Raw genomic sequence first — 18,193 nt, 5'->3', positions numbered from 1 at the left:
GGGCCAGCCGTGCCGGCTCAGCCCTGCCGCGGAGGGTGCCCGTCGTTTAAGCGGGGGAGGGCCCGAAATCAACGCGCGGCCCCGCTTGCCAGCGGACCGGACTTGCCTCATTGTTGTGCAGAATGACGACTGACCATTATTTGAGCGCGCTGCGTCGCGCGGGGGCGACCGCCGAAGGGGCGGATCCCGTCCCGCTCTGCCTGCTCGCCCCGCTATCGGGTGTTACCGACCTGCACATGCGCCGCATCGCCCGCCGCTGCGGCGCCGACGCGGTCGTGTCCGAGATGGTGGCGGCCCGGGAACTCACGCGCGGATCCGGTGAGGCCACGCTGCGCGCCGAGGGCTCCGGCGTCGACCTGCACGTTGTCCAGCTCGCGGGCTGCGAGGCGGGCCCGATGGCGGAGGCCGCGCGGCTCGCGGAGGCCGGGGGCGCCGACGTGATCGACGTGAACATGGGCTGCCCGGCCAAGATCGTGACGGGGATCGCCTCGGGCTCGGCGCTCATGCGCGACCTCGACCACGCCGAGCGCCTGCTCGCGTCCGTGCGGGGCGCCGTGTCGATCCCGGTGACCGTCAAGATGCGCCTCGGCTGGGACGACGCGAGCCGCAACGCCGCCGACCTCGCCGCCCGCGCCGAGCGGCTGGGCCTGAACGCCGTGACGGTCCACGGGCGGACCCGGCAGCAATTCTACAAGGGCAGCGCCGACTGGTCGGCGATCCGGGCCGTCGTCGCGGCGGTGTCGATCCCGGTGATCGCCAACGGCGACGTGACCGACCTCGCCAGCGCCCGCGCCTGCCTGGACGCCTCGGGCGCCGCGGGGGTCATGATCGGCCGCGCGGCGACCGGCCGCCCCTGGCTGGTCGGGCAGGTCGCCGCGGCGCTGGCGGGCCGGCCGGCCGCGGAGCCCTCCCGGGCCGAGCAGGCCGCCCTGGCGGCCGAGCACTACGCGGGGCTGCTGTCGCTCTACGGCCGCGACATGGGCGTGCGCCACGCCCGCAAGCACCTCGCCGCCTACGCCGAGACCGGCGGCGCGCTGGGTCCCGCGGAGCGCGCGGCCCTCCTCACCACCGCCGATCCGGAGACGGTGCTGGCCCTGCTGGCCCGGGCCTTCGCGGGCGCGGCGAACCCCGTCCAGGAGGCCGCGTGAGCGACGAGCCCCTCCCGCGCGAGCCCGGCGCCCGGCGCGACACCGCCGCCGAGGCCGTGCTGAACGCGCTGCCGCTGCCGGTCCTGACCATCGGCGCCGACGAGCAGATCCTCCACTGCAACCACGCCGCGGAGGCGTTCTTCGACTACTCGGCGCGGCTGATGCAGCGCCGGCGCCTGCGCGACATCATCCCGTTCGCCTCGCCGATCATCGCGCTCGTGGCCGAGGTCCGGCGGCGGCGCGCCAGCGTCAGCGAATACCGGGTGGAGCTCACCCAGCCGCGCCTCGGCCTGGAGCGCAGCGTCGACGTGTTCGCGACGCCGCTCGGCGACGACGGCGAGGCCGTGGTGATGATGCTCCAGGAGCGCACCATCGCCGACAAGATGAACCGCCAGCTCACCCATCGCGGCGCGGCGCGCTCGATGGTGGCGCTCGGCGCGATGCTGGCCCACGAGATCAAGAACCCGCTCGCGGGCATCCGCGGCGCGGCGCAGCTCCTCGAGAGCACCGGCGCCGAGGAGGACCGGCTGCTCACCCGCCTGATCTGCGACGAATCGGACCGGATCGTCCGCATCGTCGAGCGCATGGAGCTGTTCGGCGACGAGCGCCCCTCGGATCGCGGCGCCGTCAACGTCCACGGCGTGCTCGATCAGGTGAAGCGCTCGGCGCAGTCGGGCTTCGCGCGGCACATCCGGTTCATCGAGACCTACGACCCGTCGCTGCCGCCGGTGCTGGGCAACCGCGACCAGCTGATCCAGGTGATCCTGAACCTGGTGAAGAACGCCGCCGAGGCGATCGGCCCGGACGCGGTCGAGGGCGAGATCACCCTGTCGACCGCCTTCCGCACCGGCCTGCGCCTGCAGGTCCCGGGCTCCCGCGAGCGGGTCAGCCTGCCGATCGAGGTGGCGGTGCGCGACAACGGCCCGGGCATCTCGGCCGACCTGCTGCCCGACCTGTTCGACCCGTTCGTCACCACCAAGGCGCAGGGCTCCGGCCTCGGTCTTGCATTGGTGGCCAAGATCGTCGGCGATCACGGCGGGATCGTCGAGTGCGATCCCGCCCCGCGCCGCACGGCGTTCCGCATCCTTCTGCCGATGTCGAGTGCCCGGGACGGGCGCGAATCGGCGGTCGATCCGTGATGTCGATCCCCGAATCCGGCCCCCGTCGGAGGTCTGAGTAGAGAGTCATGCCGAACGGCCACATCATCGTCGCCGACGACGACGCCGCCATCCGCACCGTGCTGAACCAAGCGCTGTCCCGGGCGGGCTACGAGGTTCGCTCGACGGGCAATTGCGCCACCCTCTGGCGCTGGGTCGCGCAGGGGGAGGGCGACCTCGTCATCACCGACGTGGTCATGCCCGACGAGAACGTGTTCGACCTGCTGCCGCGCATCAAGCGGGTGCGGCCGGAGCTGCCGATCATCGTGATGAGCGCGCAGAACACCTTCATGACGGCGATCCGCGCCTCGGAGCGGGGCGCCTACGAGTACCTGCCGAAGCCCTTCGACCTGAAGGAGCTGATCGCCATCGTCGGCCGGGCGCTCTCGCGCCCGCGGGGCGCGGCGCCGGCCGGGGCGCCCCCCGAGAACGAGGACATCCCGCTGGTCGGCCGCTCGCCGGCCATGCAGGAGATCTACCGGGCGCTCGCCCGGCTGATGCCCACCGACCTCACCGTGATGATCACCGGCGAGTCCGGCACCGGCAAGGAGCTGGTCGCCCGGGCGCTGCACGATTACGGCCGCCGCCGCACCGGCCCGTTCGTGCCGGTCAATATGGCGGCGATCCCGCGCGACCTGATCGAGTCCGAGCTGTTCGGCCACGAGAAGGGCGCCTTCACGGGCGCGCTCCAGCGCTCCGCCGGCCGGTTCGAGCAGGCCGAGGGCGGCACGCTGTTCCTCGACGAGATCGGCGACATGCCCATGGAGGCGCAGACCCGGCTGCTGCGCGTGCTCCAGCAGGGCGAGTACACGACGGTGGGCGGCCGCGTCCCGATCCGCACCAACGTCCGGATCATCGCGGCCACCAACAAGGACCTGCGGGTCTCCATCCAGCAGGGCATCTTCCGCGAGGACCTGTTCTTCCGCCTCAACGTCGTGCCGCTGCGGCTGCCGGCCCTGCGCGAGCGCTCCGAGGACGTGCCGGATCTCGTCCGCCACTTCTTCGTGCTCGTCGAGCGCGAGGGCCTGACCCGGAAGACCCTCGACGGCGACGCCATGGAGCGGCTGAAGCGCTACCGCTGGCCAGGCAACGTCCGCGAGCTCGAGAACCTCGTCCGGCGGCTCGCCGCCCTCTACCCGCAGGAAACGATCACCGGCCCGGTGATCGAGGCCGAGCTCGACACGCTGCCGCTGGCGACGCCCGCGGCGCCGGCGGCCAACGGCGCCGCCCGCAAAGCGAACGGGGAATCGGAGACCCTGTCCAGCGCCGTGGAGCGCCACCTCTCGGACTACTTCTCCGGCTATCGCGACACGCTGCCGCCCCCCGGCCTGTATCACCGGATCCTGCGAGAGATCGAAGGCCCGCTGATCGGCGCGGCGCTCGCCGCCACCCGCGGCAACCAGATCCGCGCCGCGGAACTGCTCGGCGTCAACCGCAACACCCTGCGCAAGAAGGTCCGCGACCTCGACCTGCAGGTCTTCCGGACGGCGCGATAGGACGGTCCCCGGCCGATCCGGCCGGGTCCCCTCAACCCGAGGCGCGTCGGGCGCCGCGCGACGAGATCCAGAACGGGATGAGCGCGATCCTGGCCGCCCTCAGCGGCCCGGCAGGATCGGGTCGCCGCGCATCAGCGCGTGCAGCCGCTCCGTGTCGAACCCGTTCGGGATGCTGGGCACGGCCGGCTTCGGCGCGGGCGCGGCCCTCGCGGGGGCCGGGATCGACCCCGTCGCCGACGGCTCGGCCTGGGCGGCGCGGATCACCGGCGCCGGCGCCAGATGGGCGAGCCGGTCGGCGCTGACGAGGGCGACGGTCGCCGTCGAGACGAGGACGAGGACGGCGCCGAGAAGGGAACGCAGGATACGCACGCGACGACCCGGGACGCGACTTGAGACGGCAACAGATTTACGGCGCGGCCGTTAACGAAGCCCCACTCCAAGTCTTCGGGAGGCGATATTGACCAACGTCCAGGCCACCGCGAGCGACAGCCCGTTCATCCAGGGCCGTAACGCGCGCCTCTACGGGAAGCCCGTGAGCGAATGCCCCTATCCAGAGGGCTCTCAGGAGCGCGCCGCCTGGATGGAGGCCTACGAGGAAGCCGTCGTCTCGGATCCGCCGGAGAAGCCGTGATCGCGAGAAACCCGGAGGCCCGGCACCGCGAGCCCGCGCGTCCGCGCGTCCGGCTTGACCTTGCCGGGCGCGGCGCGCTTCGTGCGGTGCACCGCAACGCGATCTCCGAGCCTCGATGTCCCTGAAGTCCTCGCCCGACGCCAAGCAGACCTTCGCGCCCGCGACGCGCCTCGTCCACGCGGGCCGTGACCCGGGCGAGCAGCACGGCTTCGTGAACACGCCGATCTACCGCGGATCCACGGTCCTCTACCCGACCTACGACGCGATCAAGAACCGGCGCGGGCGCTACAATTACGGTACCTCGGCGACGCCCACCATGGACGCGCTGACGGAGGCGTGGACGGAACTCGCCGGCGCCGCCGGCACCGTCGTGACGCCCTCCGGGCTCGCGGCGCTGACCGTCGCGCTGATGGCCGCGGTCTCGGCGGGCGACCACCTCCTGGTCACCGATTCCGCCTACCGGCCGACCCGCCAGTTCTGCGACGGCGTGCTGGCGCGCTACGGCGTCGAGGTGACCTACTACGACCCGACCATCGGGGCCGGCATCGCGGAACTGATGCGCCCGAACACCCGGGCCGTGCTGGTCGAGGCGCCCGGCTCGCAGAGCTTCGAGATGCAGGACATCCCGGCCATCGCCGAGGTCGCGCACGCACACGACGCCTGCGTGATCATGGACAACACCTGGGCGACGCCGCTGCTGTTCCCGCCGCACGCGCGCGGCGTCGACATCGCGGTCGAGGCCGGCACCAAGTACCTCAGCGGCGGCTCGGACCTGCTGATCGGCCTGACCTCCGCGAACGCGCGCTACTACCCGGCCGTGCGCCGCACCTTCGACCATTTCGCCATGTGCGCCGGCGCCGAGGACATCTTCCTGGCGCTGCGCGGCCTGCGCACCATGTCCTTGCGGCTGCGCGAGCACGGCCGCGCCGGACTGGAGATGGCCCGGTGGTTCCAGGCGCGGCCCGAGGTGCTGCGGGTGCTCCATCCCGGCCTGCCCGAGGATCCCGGCCACGCCATCTGGAAGCGCGACTTCGCGGGCGCGTCGGGCCTGTTCGGGGTGATCCTGAAGCCGGTGCCCGAGGCCGCGGTGGCCGCCATGCTGGACGGGCTGCAGCTCTTCGGGATGGGCTTCTCGTGGGGCGGCTTCGAGAGCCTCGTGATCCCGTTCGACTGCGCCGGCTACCGGACCGCGACCCGGTGGGCTCCCGGCGGACCGGCGCTCCGCTTCCACATCGGGCTTGAGGACACCGCCGACCTAAAGGCCGACCTCGACGCCGGCTTCGCGCGCCTCCGGGCGGCGTCGTAGGGCGGGGCCGGGCGCCGCGCTACGACGCTGCCCTTCCCGGACAGGTGAGGACCGGCGAACCTTGACCCGGACCGCGCGCCGCGGGCGGTGCCGCATCCGCGCGTCGTGATGGGCCCGCGCCGTCGCGACCGGCGACGGCATCGCTGCATTTGACCTCGCGCCGCGTTCCTGATTGACCGGCCCGGTATGACCACGAGCCTCTCCGCCGGCGGCGCGCCGCGCCTTGCCCCCGTCGACCGGATCGGCCGCGGGCTCGACGCGCTGAGCCTCACCCATGCCAGGGCCGTCGCCGCCCTGCTGGCGCTGTGCCTGATCCTGTTCCTGCCGGGGCAGATCTCGCTGCAGCCGATGGACCGGGACGAGCCCCGCTTCGCCCAGGCCTCGAAGCAGATGCTGGAGAGCGGCGACCTCGTGGATATCCGCTTCCAGGGGGAGGCGCGGCACAAGAAGCCGGTGGGGATCTACTGGGCGCAGGCCGCCGCCGTGGCGGCCGGCGAGGCGCTGGGCGTGCCCGGGGCCCGCACCCAGATCGCCCTGTACCGCGTCCCGTCGCTGATCGGCGCCGTCGCCTCGGTTCTTCTCGCCTACTGGGCGGCGCTCGCCTTCCTGCCCCGGCGGTCGGCGCTGCTGGCGGCCGCCCTCTACGGCGCCTGCCTGATGCTCTCGGCCGAGGCCCACCTCGCCAAGACCGACGCGCTGCTCGCCGCCTGCGCCACCGCGAGCCTCGCCGCGCTCGCCCACGCGTGGCTGGCGCCGCGGGACGGTCGGCCGGTCTCGGGACCGACCTTCGCGGCGTTCTGGCTCGGGATGGCGGTCGGGATCCTGGTGAAGGGGCCGATGGTTCCGCTCTTCGCCGCGCTGCCGGCGCTCGGCCTGTCGCTCGCGGCGCGGTCCGGCCGCTGGCTGCTGCCGCTCCGGCCCTGGCCGGGCCTCGCCCTCACGCTCCTGCTGGTGGCGCCCTGGTTCGCGGCGATCGCCTGGAAGAGCGGGGGCGCGTTCTACGCCGAGGCGGTCGGCCACGACATGCTCGGCAAGGTCGGCGGGGCGGCCGAGCGGCACTGGGGACCGCCCGGCGCCTACGCGCTCGTGTTCTTCGCGACCTTCTGGCCGGCGGCGGCCTTCACCGCCATGAGCCTGCCGTTCGCTTGGCGGGCGCGACGGGAGCCCGCCGTGGCCTTCCTGATCGCCGCGGTGCTGCCGGCCTGGCTGATCTTCGAGGCGGTGCCCACCAAGCTGCCCCACTACGTGCTGCCGCTGATGCCCTGGCTCGCGATCCTGACCGTGCTGGCGCTGAGCCGGGGGGCGCTGGACCCGCGCCTGCGGGGCGCCCGCCTGACGGCCCTGCTGCTGCCGGCGATCCCGGTCGCCCTGACCCTCGGCCTCTGCCTCGCCGGCTGGCGGCTCGACAGCCACACGATCCCGTGGCCGGCCCTGCCGCTGCTCGCCGCCGCCTGCGCGGTCGCGGTCCTGGCCTGGCTCGCCTTCGCGCAGGGATCCGCCGAGCGCGCCCTCGTCCTCGGGGTGCTGGCCTCCGCCCTGCTGGGCCCGGCGGTGCTGGGCGTGGCGCAGCGCTCGCTGCCGGCCCTGAAGGTCTCGCCGCGGCTCGCGGCCCTGCGCGACCGCGCGCCCTGCCCGAACCCGCTTGTGGCGAGCCTCGGATACCGCGAGCCGAGCCTCGTCTTCCTGATTGGCACCGGCCTCGCCCTGCCGCCCGACGGGGCCGCCGCCCGGTCCTTCCTCGAGGGCGGCGGCTGTCGCCTGCTCTTCGTCGAATCCCGCGATCGCGACGATTTCAACGCGGCCTGGCCGGTCGGCCGCGGCGCGCCCGCGCCCCTGGCGGAGGTCGAGGGCTTCAACCTCAACACCGGCCGCCGGGTCTTCGTGACGGCCTACGCGGTGGCCCCGTGAGCGGATCCCCCCATCTCAGCGTCGTCGTGCCGGTCAAGAACGAGGCCGGCAACATCGCGCCCCTGGTGGCCGAGATCGAGGCCGCCTGCGCGGGCCTCGCCTTCGAGCTGATCTACGTGGACGACGGCTCCACCGACGGCACGCCGGCGGCGCTGGCGGCGGCCCGGGCGGCGCGGCCCTGGCTGCGGGTGCTGCGCCACGCGCGGAGCGGCGGCCAGTCGGCGGCGGTGCGCAGCGGCGTCCTGGCGGCCCGCGGCGGGATCGTCGCGACCCTCGACGGCGACGGCCAGAACGATCCGGCCTTCATCCCCGCGCTGCTCGCGGCCCTCGAGGCGGCGGGGCCGGGAGCCGGCCTCGCCCAGGGCCAGCGGCGCGGCCGCAAGGACGGCCGCTTCAAGATGCTCCAGTCCCGGATCGCCAACGGCGTGCGCGGGCGGATCCTCAACGATTCCACCCGCGACACCGGCTGCGGCCTGAAGGTCTTCCGCCGCGCCGTGTATCTCAGGCTGCCGTATTTCGACGCCCTCCACCGATTCATGCCGGCCCTGGTCGCCCGCGAGGGCTTCTCGGTCGTCCACCGCGACGTGGTCGACCGGCCGCGGCTGACGGGGGTGTCCAATTACGGCCTGTTCGACCGCCTCTGGGTCGGGCTCCTCGATCTCGCCGGCGTCTGGTGGCTGATCCGGCGCAAGCGCGCGGATCCGCGGCCCGAGGAGATCGCCGGCCCGGCCGGCCAAACCGCGGACCAGGACGTCGGATGCTGATCCAGCTCGCCCACGATCTGCCGGCCTATTTCTACGACGTGTTCGTCACCCAGCTCGACTTCTGGCTGGTGTTCGGCATCGTCGCGCAGGTGGTGTTCGGCTCGCGCTTCATCCTGCAATGGATCGCCAGCGAGCGCGCCGGGCGGAGCGTGATGCCGCTGTCGTTCTGGTTCCTGTCGATCCTCGGCGGGATGATGACGCTGGTCTACGGGTTCGTCCGCCGCGAGCCGGTGATCATCATCGGCCAGGGCCTCTCCACCGGCATCTACCTGCGCAACCTCGCGCTGATCTTCCGCGAGCGGCGGCGGAAGCGGGGCGCCGCGTGAGCCGCACGCCGCTGCCCGCCTTCTACGACGACCTGGACGCCACCTTCGCCGAACTGTGGCGCCTGCTGGCGGACGGCGCCGCCCATGGCCGGAGCGGTTTCCACCTGCCGACCCTGGGGACGCTGGGTGCCGATGGCGGGCCGCGGCTGCGCACGGTGGTCCTGCGCGCCGCCGACCCGGCCGAGGGGACGCTCCGGTTCCACTGCGACCGCCGCTCCGACAAGGCCTCCGAGATCCTGGCCGCTCCTGCCTGCGCCCTCGCCGCCTACGACGCGGCCGCGAAGATCCAGATCCGCGTCGCGGGTCGCGCCACGCTGCACACCGACGACGCGCTGGCCGAGGCGGCCTGGACGGGGTCCCGGGCGATGAGCCGGGTCTGCTACGGGGCGGAGCCCGGTCCGGGCACGGCGCTGCCGACGGGGGACGCCTACAGCCTGCCGGACGAGACCGCGGCCGCGACGCTCGGCCGGCCGCACTTCGCCGCCGTACTCGTCCGGGCGGAGCGGCTCGACTTCCTCTATCTCGACCGCCGCGGCCATCGCCGGGCGGCCTGGCACGCGGCCGGAGGCCTGTGGTCCGGCCGCTGGATCGCGCCCTGACCGGGCTCGCTCGGGGCGGGCAGGGCCGGTCAGGCGGACGCCCCGGTGCCGCCGCGCCCGGCGCTGCGGGGGCCATCCGGCCCCCCGGGATGGCAGCCCTGCGCCGCCCCCCCCTGACGGCGGCCGGGCCGGCGCGCTAAACCCCCTGACCCGGCCGCCGAACCGGGTCGATCGGGAGGAGTCCGTGGGCCTCGTCTACGCGCTCGCCGCCTACCTGAGCTGGGGCCTCCTGGTCCCGGTGCATTTCCGGATGCTCGGCGCCTACTCCCCGTACCACATCCTGTCGGAGCGGATCGTCTGGTCGAGCGTGTTCGCCGGCGCGCTGGCGCTGATCCTCGCGGCGCGCCACCGCCTGAACCTGCCGCTGCCGCTCCGGAAGCGCCACGCGCTGCTGCTGCTCTCGGCGGGGATGATCGGCGTGAACTGGCTGCTCTACCTCTACGCGGTCAGCGGCGGGCACCTGCTCGACGCGAGCCTCGGCTACTACATCAATCCCCTGGTCAGCGTCGCCCTCGGCCGGGTGGTGCTGGGCGAGCGCCTGCGGCCGGCGCAGGCCGTCGCCATCGGCATCGCCGCGACGGGCGTCGCCGTCGCGGTGGTGTGGGCCGGGGAACTGCCCCTGATGTCGCTGTCGCTGGCAGTGAGCTTCGCGCTCTACGGCCTCGCCCGGAAGATCGTCGGCGTCGACGCGCTGGTCGGCTTCCTGGCCGAGACGCTGCTGCTCCTGCCGGCCGCGCTCGTCTGGCTCGTCCTATCACCCGAGCCGTTCCTGCCGGCCGCGCCGGGCGACCGCGCCCTGCTGATGCTCACCGGCCTGACGACCGCGCTGCCGCTGATCTGGTTCGCCGCCGCGGCGGTGCGCCTGCGGCTCACGACCTTGGGCCTCCTGCAATACGTAGCGCCGACCTGCCTGCTCGTCCTGAGCGTCCTCGTCTACGGCGAGCGGGTCGAGCCGCATCGGGCGCTGATGCTCGCGCTGATCTGGGTGGCGCTCGCGCTCTACACGATCGACGCTCTGCGGTTTCGGCGGCCGCCGGCCCCCGCGGCCCCGCGGTCGGATCCCGACGCGATGCGTGTATAAGGAGTACGGGTATAAGCCGCCGCGGGGCGGGTGACGGGACAGCGTCGGGTCGATGAGCGAGACTGAGAGCGGCCCAGGATCCGTCACGGATGCCGATTACCGCAACCTCGCCGAGACGCTGCCGCAGCTCGCCTGGATCGCCGAGGCCGACGGCACGATCATCTGGTACAATCAGCGCTGGTACGACTACACCGGCACCTCCCTCGACGAGATGCGGGGCTGGGGCTGGCGCACGGTCCATCACCCGGACCACGTCGCGGCCGTGACCGAGCGCTACCGCGCCGCGATCACGCTGGGCCGGTCCTGGGAGGACACGTTCCCGCTGCGCGGCCGCGACGGGAGCTACCGCTGGTTCCTGTCGAAGGCGCTGCCCCACCGGGACGAGTCCGGGCGGATCCTGCGCTGGTACGGGACCAACACCGACATCACCGGCCGCCGCGCGGTCGAGGAGCGCCTGCGCCACTCCGAGCAGCGCTTCCGGGCGCTGGTGGACGCCTCGGCGGCGGTGATCTGGAACACCGACGCGGCGGGCGAGCTGATGCCGCCGCAGGTCCGGTGGAGCACCTATACCGGGCAGACCGAGGAGGCCTACCAGGGCTGGGGCTGGCTGGACGCCGTCCATCCCGACGACCGGGGCCACGCGGCCGACGCCTGGGCGGCCTGCGTCGAGGCGCGCGCGACCTACGAGGTCGAGTACAGGCTGCGCCGGTACGACGGGGTCTGGCGCGCCATGGAGGTGCGCGGCGTGCCGGTCCTCGCCGAGGACGGCTCCCTGCGGGAATGGGTCGGCACCTGCGTCGACGTCACCGAGCGGAAGGAGGCCGAGGAGGCGGTGGAGCGCGCCCGGCAGGCCGCTGAGGCGGCCAACCGGGCTAAGAGCCAGTTCATCGCCAACATGAGCCACGAGCTGCGCACGCCGCTCTCGGCGGTGATCGGCTACTCCGAGATGCTCGGCGAGGAGCTGGAGGATATCGGCCAGGCCGCCCTCCTGCCCGACCTGCGCAAGATCGAGGCGGCCGCCCGCCACCTGCTCTCGCTGATCAACGACGTGCTCGACATCTCGAAGATCGAGGCGGGCCGCATGACCGCCTCGGCCGAGACCTTCACGGTGTCGGACCTGCTCCGGGACGTCTCCGACTCCACCGACTCCCTGGTTGAGAAGAAGGGCAACCGCTTCGTCCTGGACACCGGCGCGGCCGGGACGGCCGACCTGGGGTCCATGCACCAGGACCAGACCAAGATCCGCCAGTGCCTGCTGAACCTGATCGGCAACGCCGCGAAGTTCACCGAGCGGGGAACGATCACCCTGACGGTGCGGCGGCACCGGGAGGAGGGAGCCGACTGGCTGTCCTTCGCGGTCGCCGACACCGGCATCGGCCTGACCGAGGAGCAGATCGGGCGCCTGTTCGAGCGCTTCGTCCAGGCCGACGATTCGACGACCCGGCAATTCGGCGGCACGGGCCTCGGGCTCGCCATCACCCGCGCGTTCTGCCGGACGATGGGCGGCGACATCGGCGTCGCCAGCACGCCGGGCGCGGGCGCGACCTTCACGATCCGCCTGCCCGCCACCCTGCGGCCCGAGGACGCGCCGCCCTCCGAGGCCGAGGCCCACACGCCGGTGGAGCCGCACGAGCAGCACGAGACGGTGCTGCTGGTCGACGACGACCCGGCCGCCCGGGAATTGCTCCAGCGCTTCCTGGAACGCGAGGGCTTCCACGTCCGCAGCGCCAACGACGGCCGCGCCGGCCTGACGCTCGCCCGGGCCCTGAAGCCGCGCGCGATCCTGCTCGACGTCGAGATGCCGCGCATGGACGGCTGGGCGGTCCTGCACGCGGTGCGCAACGATCCCGACCTCGCCGGGACGCCGGTGATCATGACCTCGGTCGTGGCCGAGCAGGGGCTCGGCCAGGCGCTCGGCGCCACCGACTACTTCGTCAAGCCGATCGACTGGGATCGGCTCAAGGGCCTGATGGAGCGCTACCGGCCCGAGGCGCCGGAGGATGCCCGCGTCCTCGTGGTCGACGACGACGCGGATGCCCGCGAGCGCCTGCGCCGGTCGCTCGGCCGCGAGGGCTGGACCGTCGACGAGGCGGAGAACGGCCGGATCGCCCTGGAGCGGGTCAGCCAGGCGCGGCCGAGCCTGATCCTGCTCGACCTGATGATGCCCGAGATGGACGGGTTCGGCTTCCTCCGGGCCCTGCGGGCGCGGCCCGACGGCGACGTGCCCGTGGTGGTGCTCACCGCCAAGGAGGTCACGGCGGCCGAGAAAGAGAGCCTGAACCGGCAGGCCGACCGGGTGATCGCCAAGGGCTCCATGAGCCTCGCGGAGATCGGCCGGCAACTGCGCGTCCTCTACGCGCGTTCGGCGACCGAGCCGGTGCCGGGGCAGCTCCAGGGGTTGCTCGATCGGCTCGCCGAGAAGGACGCGGGAGAACCACGATGAGTGCCGACGGGATCGATCCGGAGAAGGCGGTGGCCATCCGGCTGCGGGCGCGGCTCGCGGTGGTGGAGCGGGCGGCGTGGTTCGGCTTCGTCCACGCGATGAAGACCCGGCCGGTCGAGACCGAGGCCTACATCGCCGCGGAGCGGGCGCGCTGCACCGACGGGTTCGGCAGCGGCGCCTGGGCCAAGGATCTCACCGACGCCGAGCGGGCGATGCTCGCCGACGAGGTCGACAGCGGGCTGGCTCAGCTGCTGGAGGATGCCCGCGCGGAGCTGTGAGGCCGGGCCTCCCGGGCGGAGGCGTCTCCGGGCGTACCGATGGCAACGAAAGACGCTCTCCCGCTTTGACGGCCTGACGTCGACGGGACGACGTCGCCGAGGCGCCCATGCTGTACGAACTCGCGACCCTCTCGTGCCCGCTGCTCGCGGTGGGCCAAGTCTCGGCCGGCGTCGAGGCTTGGCTGGACGATCCCGATGCCAAGGGGGAGCTGGTCGGCTGCTGGCGCAGCGAGATCGGCACGCTGGGGCGCCTGATCGTGCTGCGCGGCTTCGCGGCGCCCGAGGACATGACCGCCGAGCGCCGGCGCGCCCTCCTCAGCGCCAACCCGTTCAACGCCGGGCCCGTGATCACCGCTCTGGAGATGGACAGCTACGCCCCGTTCCCCTTCCTGCCGCCGATCCGGACGGGCGACCGCGGCGGGGTGTACGAGGTCCGGACCTATCGCCTGAAGCCGGGGGGCCTGCCGCCGACCCTCGCGGCCTGGGAGGCCGCGATCGGGCCGGCACGCGCCTACACGCAGCACCTCGTCCTGAACATGTACGCCCTCGACGGTGCGCCGCGCATCACGCACATCTGGGGTTTCCGCAGCCTGGAGGAGCGGGCCGCGTTGCGGTCCCGCGCCTACGAAGCGGGGATCTGGCCGCCGAAGGGTGGCCCGGACCAGATCGCCGAGGCGACCTCGACGATCGCGCTCCCCCAGGGGCGCTCTCCCCTGAGCTGAGCGCCGGCCCCACGGAAGCGGCCGCCCCCGCGGCGGGCCCGACGCGTGACGACCGCGCTCGACCGGGCCTGGATCGAGGCCGGGGGCGCTGTTCCGCGCTGGCGCCGCCCGTGCGGGCGGCGCCAGCGCCGTCACTCAGCGGCGGCAGACGCCCCGCGGGCCGCGATAGAGGCCGGGCGGGCAGCCGCGGGGGGCGCCGGTGATGGCGCGGCGGATCGCACCGCGCGGCCCGCGATTCAGGCGGCAGCCGCCGTAGGCCCCGCGATGGGCGCCGAACCCGCAGCCGCCGCGGACGAGGGTGACCGCGGCGTCGCCGCCGGTCAGCGGCGCCACGGGCATCGCCTGGGCTCCACTGGCGAACAGTGCGACGGACGCGGCGACGATCAGGCCGGTCATTCTCATGGGGTCTTCTCCCGCTGGGCACAGGGCGCGGCCCGAGGAGATCCCGGCCGCGGCCGCTAACCACGGTCCGGCGGCATCGTTCCGCGCGCGGGCGGAGCCGGCACCGCCGATCAGGCGCCGAACACGTCGCGCCAGGCCGGCGGAAGCCCCGTGCCGGCCAGGGGCGACGACGGCGCGTGCCCGGGCAGGCTCGTCGCCGAGAACACGCCGCGCGCCACCGCCCGGGCCAGGACCCGCGCGGCGGCGTCGCCGAGGCGGGCGAGGTCCACCACCGGGTCGGCGAGGGGCACGGCTCCGGTCGCCGCGGCGAAGACCAGGTCGCCGTCGAGGGGCGTGTGCGCCGGCACGAGGGCCCGAGCGAGGCCGTCCTGCGCCGCCACCGCGAGGCGCCGGCACTGCGCCTTTGTCAGCGCCGCGTCGGTCGCCACCACGGCCAGCGTCGTGGCGGCGCCCGGCAGCGCGCGGGCCGGAAAGGCGTGGGCCTCGGGCGGCACCCGGACCGGCACGCCCAGGCCGCCGAACTCGTCGTCCACCTCGAAGGGCGCGGCCCAGAAATGCGGCCCACCGCCGATCGTCGCGTTGCCGAAGGCGTTCACGGCCGCGAGGGCCCCGACCCGGAAGCCCGTGCCCGGCACGGCCGCCGAGGCGGATCCGATCCCGCCCTTGAGCCGGCCGGTGCGGGCACCGGTCCCGGCTCCCACGGAGCCCAGGGCGAACGCCTCGGTGGCGGCCGCGGCGGCCTGGAAGCCCAGCTCGCGATAGGGCGGATAGCGGCCCCAGGCCTTGTCGCCGCCGTTGGGAAGATCGAACAGCACCGCCCCCGGGACGATCGGCACCCGCATGGCGCCGACCGGGAACCCGCGCCCGGCCTCGGCGAGCCACGCCGCCACGCCGGCCCCCGCATCGAGGCCGAAGGCCGAGCCCCCGGAGAGGACGAAGGCGTCGACCCGCTCGACGGTGCGCTCGGGATCGAGCAGGTCGGTCTCGCGGGTGCCCGGCCCGCCGCCGCGCACGTCGACCGCGGCGACGGCCGGCTGATCGAAGAGGATCGCGGTGACGCCGCTGGCGAGCCGCAGGTCGGTGGCGTGGCCGACCCGCAGGCCGGGAATGTCCGTGATGCGATTCTGCGGCATGGTCCGAGCTTGCCACGGCGGCCCATCGGCGCAAATCCGGCCGGGGCCGTTGACCGCGGGCCGGGGTTACCCAGGTTGGCAGACGGCGGAGCGCGTCGAGGAGCACGGCATGGACGTCGGATTCATCGGAATGGGGCGGATGGGTCGCGCCATGGCGGCCAACCTCGCGCGGGCCGGCCACACGGTCCGCGCCTGGAACCGCTCGCCGGAGGCCGCGCGCGGCCTCGACGGCGTCACCCCGGTGGCGAGCGCCGCCGAGGCCTTCGCGGGGGACGCCGTGGTCACCATGCTGGCCGACGACGCGGCCCTCGAGACCGTGATCGTCGCCGGCGGCCTCCTCGACCAGCCAGAGCGGCCCGGCCTGCATATCGGGATGAGCACGATCTCGGTGGCCCTGGCGAAGCAGCTCGCCGCCGTGCACGCGCGGGCGGGCGTTCCCTACATCTCGGCGCCGGTCTTCGGGCGGCCGGACGTGGCAGAGGCCGGCAAGCTCAACATCGTGGCGGCCGGGGCGGCGGCCCTGATCGACCGCGCGGGGCCGCTCCTCGACGCCATGGGCGCCAAGACCTGGCGCTTCGGCGACGACCCGACGCGGGCGAATGCCGTCAAGCTCGCCGGCAACTTCATGCTGATCTCGGCCATCGAGGCCATGGCCGAGGCCTGCGCCCTCACGGAGGGCCACGGGGTCGCGGGCGCCGACTTCCTGGACCTGATGACCAACACGCTGTTCGCCTCGCCGGTCTACAAGGGCTACGGCGCCTCGATCGCGCAGAATCGCTACGAGCCGCCGGGCTTTATCCTCAAGCTGGGGGCCAAGGACGTGCGGCTCGCCCTCCAGGCGGCCGAGGGTGCCGGGGTGCCGATGCCGTTCGCGAGCGTGCTGCGGGACGGTCTCATTGAGGCGATCAGCCACGGCGACGGCGAGAAGGACCTCGCGGCGCTCGCCCGCGTCTCTGCCCGACGTGCAGGGCAGGGTTGAGATCGACGACGACGTCTCGCCTTTCTGGCGAGTCTTAACCCGTCATTTCAACTTCGCAAACGAGTGTTCGTGCCGGCTATAGGCACGGATACCAATAGATGCGCACACATTCCTATTCGCTGCGCAGGATGACTCTGTCTACGAAAGTCATCCTGCTGGCGATGCTCGCCGTGACAGTCACCGCCGGCGCCATCTGGATCACGGTCTCGCGGCAGACCTGGTCGCAGATGGAGGCGCGTCAGCGCACCAACGGCGAGCGCAACCTGAGAACTCTGGCGCTCGTCCTGGCGGCGCGGGTCGAGGGCGCGGCGGCGGACCTCGACGGCGCGCGCGTCGCCCGGGTGTCGACGCCGAGCCTGTCCGGCTTCGCCGATGCCGGCGTCGTGGACGACGCCGTCGCCTATTCGGGCGGCCTGGCGACGGTCTTCAGCTACGAGCCCGCCTCCGACAGCTTCGTGCGGCGCCAGACCACGGTGCGCCGGGAGGACGGGACCCGCGCGGTCGGCACGGCGCTCGCCGCCGACAGCCCGGCCCAGGCCGCGATCCGCGCCGGTCGGACCTACGAGGGGCCGGCCGCCTTGTTCGGGCGGCGCTACTACACAGTGTACCACCCGACGGTCGACACCACCGGCAAGGTGAACGGCATCCTGTTCGTCGGGCTGCCGATCGAGATGTACTTCGACGCCCACGCCCAGACGATGACGAGCCTCAGCGTCGCCGCCCTGGTCATCGCGGTGCTGGCCTGCGCCCTCGTCGGGCTGGCGGCGGCGCGGCTGTTCCGGCCCTTCGCGACGATCGCGGCGCGGATCGAGGCCCTCGCGGCCGGCGACTTGGACTCGGCGATCCCCCACGCGGGGCGCGGCGACGAGATCGGCACCGTGGCGCGCGCCCTCGAGGTGCTGCGCGTCGCCGGGCTGCGGACCCGGGAGCTCGAGAGCCTGCAGAGCGCGGGCGCGGCCGACGAGACGCGGCGGCGGGCCGCCCTCGACCGGGCCATCGAGGCGTTCCGGGGGCAGGTCGTTCGCCTGAAGGACGCGCTGACCGCCAGCACCGGCGCGATGCGGGCCCGGGCCGGCGAGATGGCGGCCAGCTCCGCCGAGGCGGAGGTCGCCGTCGCCGAGACCGAGCGCGGCTCGCACGAGACCTCGGCCAGCGTCCAGACCGTGGCGAGCGCCGCCGAGGAGCTCTCCGCCTCGATCGCCGAGATCGGGACCCAGCTCGACCAGGCCGAGGCCCTGGTGGCCACCGCCGCCGCGGAGTCGGACGCGATGAACGCCGAGATCGGCGAACTCGCCGAGGCCGCCGGGCGCATCGGCGCCGTGGTCGGGCTGATCCGCCAGATCGCCGAGCAGACCAACCTGCTGGCGCTCAACGCCACGATCGAGTCCGCCCGGGCCGGCGCCGCCGGCAAGGGCTTCGCCGTGGTGGCCGCGGAGGTGAAGGCCCTGGCGTCGCAGACCGCGAAGGCCACCGAGGAGATCGGCAGCCAGATCGCCGGTGTGCAGGCCTCGACAACGGCGGCCGTGGCGGCGATCGGCCGGATGGGCGAGCGGATGCGGGCGGTCAGCGTCACCACGGGCGGGATCGCGTCGGCGGTCTCGGCCCAGGGCGCGGCCACGGCCGAGATCTCCCGCAACGTCGCCGACACGGCCGGCGCCACCGAGGCCATCGCGGGGGGCCTCACTACGGTCGCCGGCGCGGCCCGGCGCTCGGCCCGCATGGCCGCCACCGTCACCGACGCGGCTCAGACCGTCGACACGGTCGCGGCCGACCTCGAGGCCGAGATCGAGCGCTTCCTCGGCCAGGTCGCGGCCTGACGC

At 73.8% G+C, this 18,193-nt stretch carries 18 protein-coding genes; 15 read left to right on the top strand and 3 right to left on the bottom strand.

Features of this window, described 5'->3' with window-relative positions; translation table 11 throughout:
• The first annotated feature begins 122 nt into the window (after positions 1–122).
• From dusB to ntrC, 3 genes are read left to right on the top strand one after another with little or no spacing between them, the layout of a single operon-like run.
• On the top strand, positions 123–1,148 hold the full coding sequence (dusB, locus tag J3A75_RS15785) for a tRNA dihydrouridine synthase DusB (RefSeq protein ID WP_070999464.1): 1,026 nt from the start codon (positions 123–125) through the stop codon (positions 1,146–1,148).
• On the top strand, positions 1,145–2,287 hold the full coding sequence (locus tag J3A75_RS15780) for a two-component system sensor histidine kinase NtrB (protein ID WP_024830113.1): 1,143 nt from the start codon (positions 1,145–1,147) through the stop codon (positions 2,285–2,287). Before dusB ends, J3A75_RS15780 begins: the two co-directional genes overlap by 4 nt.
• Positions 2,288–2,334: 47 nt before the next feature.
• Positions 2,335–3,801 carry a nitrogen regulation protein NR(I) gene (gene ntrC, locus J3A75_RS15775; RefSeq protein WP_012319142.1) on the top strand — a complete coding sequence of 489 codons (1,467 nt, stop codon included), beginning with the start codon at positions 2,335–2,337 and terminating at the stop codon, positions 3,799–3,801.
• A gap of 99 nt (positions 3,802–3,900) precedes the next feature.
• Here the strand turns inward: ntrC and J3A75_RS15770 are convergent, their stop codons facing one another.
• Positions 3,901–4,170 carry a hypothetical protein gene (locus J3A75_RS15770; protein WP_012319141.1) on the bottom strand — a complete coding sequence of 90 codons (270 nt, stop codon included), beginning with the start codon at positions 4,168–4,170 and terminating at the stop codon, positions 3,901–3,903.
• A gap of 88 nt (positions 4,171–4,258) precedes the next feature.
• On the opposite strand from J3A75_RS15770, the gene J3A75_RS15765 reads away from it, so the two are divergent.
• The 10 genes from J3A75_RS15765 (at position 4,259) to J3A75_RS15720 (ending at position 13,859) form a co-directional block, all read left to right on the top strand.
• Positions 4,259–4,432 (top strand): Rmf/CrpP family protein, encoded by a 174-nt coding sequence (locus J3A75_RS15765; protein ID WP_012319140.1) that lies wholly within the window; start codon positions 4,259–4,261, stop codon positions 4,430–4,432.
• A gap of 115 nt (positions 4,433–4,547) precedes the next feature.
• Positions 4,548–5,738, top strand: a complete 1,191-nt coding sequence (metC, locus tag J3A75_RS15760; protein ID WP_043073687.1) for a cystathionine beta-lyase — start codon at positions 4,548–4,550, stop codon at positions 5,736–5,738.
• A 186-nt stretch (positions 5,739–5,924) separates the two neighbouring features.
• Positions 5,925–7,646, top strand: coding sequence for an ArnT family glycosyltransferase (locus J3A75_RS15755; protein ID WP_053622677.1), 1,722 nt, complete (start codon positions 5,925–5,927; stop codon positions 7,644–7,646).
• Positions 7,643–8,410: a glycosyltransferase gene (locus J3A75_RS15750; RefSeq protein WP_012319137.1), complete on the top strand. Its 768-nt coding sequence runs from the start codon at positions 7,643–7,645 to the stop codon at positions 8,408–8,410. Before J3A75_RS15755 ends, J3A75_RS15750 begins: the two co-directional genes overlap by 4 nt.
• A complete protein-coding gene (locus J3A75_RS15745; protein ID WP_070999463.1) occupies positions 8,404–8,736 on the top strand; it encodes a lipid-A-disaccharide synthase N-terminal domain-containing protein in 333 nt (110 codons plus the stop codon). The genes J3A75_RS15750 and J3A75_RS15745 overlap by 7 nt, the downstream gene beginning before the upstream one ends.
• Positions 8,733–9,335 (top strand): pyridoxamine 5'-phosphate oxidase family protein, encoded by a 603-nt coding sequence (locus tag J3A75_RS15740; RefSeq protein WP_053622678.1) that lies wholly within the window; start codon positions 8,733–8,735, stop codon positions 9,333–9,335. Before J3A75_RS15745 ends, J3A75_RS15740 begins: the two co-directional genes overlap by 4 nt.
• A gap of 184 nt (positions 9,336–9,519) precedes the next feature.
• Complete coding sequence (rarD, locus tag J3A75_RS15735; protein ID WP_012319134.1) at positions 9,520–10,416, top strand: EamA family transporter RarD; 897 nt, start codon at positions 9,520–9,522, stop codon at positions 10,414–10,416.
• A 52-nt stretch (positions 10,417–10,468) separates the two neighbouring features.
• Positions 10,469–12,859, top strand: a complete 2,391-nt coding sequence (locus J3A75_RS15730) for a response regulator (RefSeq protein ID WP_209650418.1) — start codon at positions 10,469–10,471, stop codon at positions 12,857–12,859.
• A complete protein-coding gene (locus J3A75_RS15725) occupies positions 12,856–13,137 on the top strand; it encodes a hypothetical protein (protein WP_012319132.1) in 282 nt (93 codons plus the stop codon). The genes J3A75_RS15730 and J3A75_RS15725 overlap by 4 nt, the downstream gene beginning before the upstream one ends.
• Before the next feature lie 107 nt (positions 13,138–13,244).
• A complete protein-coding gene (locus J3A75_RS15720; RefSeq protein ID WP_058607476.1) occupies positions 13,245–13,859 on the top strand; it encodes an NIPSNAP family protein in 615 nt (204 codons plus the stop codon).
• 135 nt (positions 13,860–13,994) lie between these two features.
• Here J3A75_RS15720 and J3A75_RS15715 read toward each other — a convergent pair whose 3' ends face one another.
• Together J3A75_RS15715 and J3A75_RS15710 are read right to left on the bottom strand one after the other, a co-directional pair.
• Positions 13,995–14,261, bottom strand: a complete 267-nt coding sequence (locus J3A75_RS15715; protein WP_076727421.1) for a GCG_CRPN prefix-to-repeats domain-containing protein — start codon at positions 14,259–14,261, stop codon at positions 13,995–13,997.
• A gap of 110 nt (positions 14,262–14,371) precedes the next feature.
• Positions 14,372–15,394 (bottom strand): P1 family peptidase, encoded by a 1,023-nt coding sequence (locus J3A75_RS15710; RefSeq protein ID WP_076727419.1) that lies wholly within the window; start codon positions 15,392–15,394, stop codon positions 14,372–14,374.
• A gap of 49 nt (positions 15,395–15,443) precedes the next feature.
• On the opposite strand from J3A75_RS15710, the gene J3A75_RS15705 reads away from it, so the two are divergent.
• Complete coding sequence (locus tag J3A75_RS15705) at positions 15,444–16,373, top strand: NAD(P)-dependent oxidoreductase (RefSeq protein WP_409518665.1); 930 nt, start codon at positions 15,444–15,446, stop codon at positions 16,371–16,373.
• Between the two features lie 128 nt (positions 16,374–16,501).
• Positions 16,502–18,190 carry a methyl-accepting chemotaxis protein gene (locus J3A75_RS15700; protein ID WP_245337814.1) on the top strand — a complete coding sequence of 563 codons (1,689 nt, stop codon included), beginning with the start codon at positions 16,502–16,504 and terminating at the stop codon, positions 18,188–18,190.
• The last annotated feature ends 3 nt before the right edge of the window (positions 18,191–18,193 follow it).

Source organism: Methylobacterium sp. PvP105 (assembly GCF_017876975.1).
Classification (GTDB): Bacteria; Pseudomonadota; Alphaproteobacteria; order Rhizobiales; family Beijerinckiaceae; genus Methylobacterium; species Methylobacterium radiotolerans.
The sequence above is the reverse complement of the archived record's forward strand: the minus strand, read 5'-3'. Positions and strand labels throughout refer to the sequence as shown.

Bases quoted from the DNA above. Each gene is read 5' to 3' on its own strand.
- dusB (WP_070999464.1), top strand. From the start codon at position 123: ATGACGACTGACCATTATTTGAGCGCGCTGCGTCGCGCGGGGGCGACC.
- ntrC (WP_012319142.1), top strand. From the start codon at position 2,335: ATGCCGAACGGCCACATCATCGTCGCCGACGACGACGCCGCCATCCGC.
- metC (WP_043073687.1), top strand. From the start codon at position 4,548: ATGTCCCTGAAGTCCTCGCCCGACGCCAAGCAGACCTTCGCGCCCGCG.
- J3A75_RS15755 (WP_053622677.1), top strand. From the start codon at position 5,925: ATGACCACGAGCCTCTCCGCCGGCGGCGCGCCGCGCCTTGCCCCCGTC.
- J3A75_RS15745 (WP_070999463.1), top strand. From the start codon at position 8,404: ATGCTGATCCAGCTCGCCCACGATCTGCCGGCCTATTTCTACGACGTG.
- J3A75_RS15730 (WP_209650418.1), top strand. From the start codon at position 10,469: ATGAGCGAGACTGAGAGCGGCCCAGGATCCGTCACGGATGCCGATTAC.
- J3A75_RS15725 (WP_012319132.1), top strand. From the start codon at position 12,856: ATGAGTGCCGACGGGATCGATCCGGAGAAGGCGGTGGCCATCCGGCTG.
- J3A75_RS15720 (WP_058607476.1), top strand. From the start codon at position 13,245: ATGCTGTACGAACTCGCGACCCTCTCGTGCCCGCTGCTCGCGGTGGGC.
- J3A75_RS15715 (WP_076727421.1), bottom strand. From the start codon at position 14,261: ATGAGAATGACCGGCCTGATCGTCGCCGCGTCCGTCGCACTGTTCGCC.
- J3A75_RS15710 (WP_076727419.1), bottom strand. From the start codon at position 15,394: ATGCCGCAGAATCGCATCACGGACATTCCCGGCCTGCGGGTCGGCCAC.
- J3A75_RS15700 (WP_245337814.1), top strand. From the start codon at position 16,502: ATGACTCTGTCTACGAAAGTCATCCTGCTGGCGATGCTCGCCGTGACA.